Source organism: Lacinutrix sp. YIN62, assembly GCF_057219185.1.
This window is the reverse complement of the sequence record NZ_JBXVVH010000057.1, coordinates 1-2,436: the sequence shown is the minus strand read 5'-3', so window position 1 is coordinate 2,436 and position 2,436 is coordinate 1. Positions and strand designations below refer to the sequence as shown.

General features: G+C 29.9%; 3 protein-coding genes and 1 pseudogene. 3 read left to right on the top strand and 1 reads right to left on the bottom strand.

Translation table 11 applies throughout. The features are described from left to right. Positions 1-208: 208 nt before the first annotated feature. Genes AC2D8I_RS16060 through AC2D8I_RS16050 form a run of 3 tightly spaced genes read left to right on the top strand, consistent with a single transcriptional unit; the run spans position 209 to position 2,114 of the window. On the top strand, positions 209-571 hold the full coding sequence (locus AC2D8I_RS16060) for a hypothetical protein (protein ID WP_484707124.1): 363 nt from the start codon (positions 209-211) through the stop codon (positions 569-571). A gap of 2 nt (positions 572-573) precedes the next feature. Next, complete coding sequence (locus AC2D8I_RS16055) at positions 574-900, top strand: hypothetical protein (RefSeq protein WP_484707123.1); 327 nt, start codon at positions 574-576, stop codon at positions 898-900. A 50-nt stretch (positions 901-950) separates the two neighbouring features. Continuing rightward, positions 951-2,114: a DUF6438 domain-containing protein gene (locus AC2D8I_RS16050; protein ID WP_484707122.1), complete on the top strand. Its 1,164-nt coding sequence runs from the start codon at positions 951-953 to the stop codon at positions 2,112-2,114. Positions 2,115-2,230: 116 nt separating this feature from the next. Here AC2D8I_RS16050 and AC2D8I_RS16045 read toward each other — a convergent pair. After that, positions 2,231-2,436 (bottom strand): annotated as a pseudogene (locus tag AC2D8I_RS16045) (hypothetical protein); the annotation flags it as partial.

The following is a 2,436-nucleotide window of genomic DNA, read 5'->3' as shown; positions in this document are numbered from 1 at the left end:
AATAAGATTACACTTATCTTTAGACTATAAAACACCTTATACCGTGTATAAATTTACAGCTTAAAAACAAATTTTAACTGTAGCCGTATTTTAGGACAAGACATTAAGAATGAACGAAATAGATACATGTCAAAGTAGAAAAGTAATTTGGATTAACTACAATGAATTACTTGCTGGTGAGATGCCTGAGAGTAATTGGATATGTTTAATGACTTCCTCTAAATCAAAACCAAACTCTGACAAGTTTGACAAATTTACGCGAGATGCAATAAAAAATGGAATTCTTGAATTTAAGGGTCATGGTGAATTTGGAGAATTGTTACACGATTGGTTTGATGAAACAATGGTCATTATGGAAAATCATTCAGAAATAGATGTGATGACAACTTGGCATAATAATGAATCTCTTGCTGATGCTTTTTGGCAATGTTTTTTTGCTACTTGTTTACCAGAAACCACAAATTATGAAAAATTAAAAGTCGTTTGTACAGATTTGGATGGGATAGATAGGAAGGAAGAATTAGCCAACTACCTCAGTCGATTTGAACAAGGATGGTTACCAAAAGATTGAATATGAATAGCTGGAAACCAATATCTCTTAAAGAACTGAATATGGAAATTGAAAATGGTCTTAAAGAAATGACACAAGTTCAGTTAGACTATTGGCAAAAGATTTCAATTAAACCTGAAAAATGGACTGAAAAGGAATTTGGAAATGAGGGTGGAGGATTTTGGGTAGTAGCAATAATTAGAGATCTTGCTGTATGGTATAATGATATAGAAGGAGGTTTTAATATTTCAACTTTTTCAACCTATGGTGAGATTAATGGGTATGAAGCTGAACAAGATGAATTGCAATGGACTATAAATAAATTAAAACGACACCACAACACTGTGTAAAAATGCATTAAAACGCATTTTACACTAAACGTTACCACCAATTTGAAAAAATGACGAAACTGAAATTCATATATCTTTTTTTTATTTTACTGTTTTTTGGTTGTGAGACAGAGAAAATAAATACCAAAAATAATTTAATCGGAGAATGGAGTAAGATAGAAGGAATAAAAAATGATGATGTCCCAACATTTTTTTACAGACCTTTTGGTATTGGTTTTACAAAAGATAAAATTGAGTTTTTTAATGGATTTAAAAGATACGACCAAGATTCTATTACAGGAAAGCACCAACTGAATTACAAAGGAACATTTACTGATTATAAAGTTAAAAATGATAGCATCTTTATTATAAATCCATTTAATAAAAATTGGGAGTTTAAATGGAAAATTAAAGGGCAGTTAAACGATACGTTAATTCTTACAAAAAATGACACGACCTTAATTAAACTTCAAAGAATAAAACCTAAAAAAGGCAATTCATTTGACCAAATTATATTTTCAAGTTCTGGCTGTTATGGTTCTTGCCCAATAATCGACATTTCAATAAATAATAAAAATAAGATATATTTTCAAGGAGAAGGATATGTACAGCCATTAGGGTTTTATAAATCTATAATTGATAGTGTTAAAACTGAATATATATTTTCAAAGTTTGCAAAAGCAAATATTGACAGTTTACAAAATGATTATGCAGTTGGACATACAGATGATGAAAGTATTACAACAACATTTGTTAAAGATGGGCAAATAATCAAGACTATTCACGATTATGGAAAAGCAGGTCCAAAAGAATTAATTTGGGCTTATGTTCCTATTCAAAATTTATACACACAAATTAAACTTGATAGTTTAGCAAATGACGAACCATTTTATCCAAAACTACATTACTTTACTTTCGAAAAAGATTCACAAATATTACGATTAGAAAAATCGGAAAGCTTCTTTTTATGGACAGAAATAAGAGACTCGAAAATAGTTAACTCAAAATTTAATTCTAATTACAATATAGGTTTTAGAGGCAACTACACATATTGGGGAGCTGACCCAAACGAAAAAAGGAAACACCAATATGAGTTGGATAAAATTGAATCCAATGGCAGATTATTTAGGTTTTCATTTAAAGACCAAAAATCAATAACATACGATTTAGGATACAACTTTATTGAAAGGAATTTTAAAGAATCTGATTTTGAGAAAAAAACGAAATACGATTAAAAAACTGTTGCCAACAACGGTAATCGTTGCACAAGCCTCTAAAAACATTCAAAAGCTCCTTTTACAAGGGCTTTTACTTTGTTAAAGCCAATACTATTTAAATTTTAAGATGCCTATTATATTCGTTCTAACAGCTTTATTTGGGGCCTAAACAAGCGTTTTACAAGACAAAACAAATACCCCATGGTTTTGGCATCTATTTTCACATTTTTTACAGTGAATTTTAAATATTTCTTCAAGTTGTAGGCAATTGCAGAGAGATGCATGACTTTGTTTGCTTGTTGCATTCCTATAGTGTTGATTTTCCGAAGTCCCATAAACT

Bases quoted from the DNA above. Each gene is read 5' to 3' on its own strand.
- AC2D8I_RS16050 (WP_484707122.1), top strand. From the start codon at position 951: ATGACGAAACTGAAATTCATATATCTTTTTTTTATTTTACTGTTTTTT.
- AC2D8I_RS16055 (WP_484707123.1), top strand. From the start codon at position 574: ATGAATAGCTGGAAACCAATATCTCTTAAAGAACTGAATATGGAAATT.
- AC2D8I_RS16060 (WP_484707124.1), top strand. From the start codon at position 209: ATGACTTCCTCTAAATCAAAACCAAACTCTGACAAGTTTGACAAATTT.